This window comes from Salinicola halophyticus (assembly GCF_003206695.1).
In the GTDB taxonomy this organism is placed as follows: Bacteria; Pseudomonadota; Gammaproteobacteria; order Pseudomonadales; family Halomonadaceae; genus Salinicola; species Salinicola halophyticus.
Genome location: NZ_PZJN01000016.1, coordinates 1 through 215, shown reverse-complemented (window position 1 = coordinate 215; position 215 = coordinate 1). Strand labels below are relative to the sequence as shown.

Here is a 215-nt window from a genome sequence, read left to right as displayed (position 1 = left end):
CCGGTCGCCGTCGCCGATACTCAGACTACTGGCGAGAACACGGTGCTGACTGGCCAGGTCCCTGCAGCGACGGATGTCGATGGCACCATCGCCAGCTACGCGCTCGACACTGGCGTGGGTCAGGCCAACGGGTCATTGACGTTCAATGCCGACGGCAGCTATACCTTCACGCCGGGCGCCGACTTCGACGCTCTGGCTGCTGGCGAGAGCCGCGA

The 215-nt window shown here is 65.6% G+C and carries 1 protein-coding gene (running past one end of the window); it reads left to right on the top strand.

Annotated elements, in window-relative coordinates:
• Positions 1-215: part of an Ig-like domain-containing protein coding region (locus DOM58_RS17100; protein WP_425353406.1), annotated on the top strand (this coding region is incomplete at its 3' end). The annotated region extends 273 nt beyond the left edge of the window; the window shows 215 of its 488 annotated nt.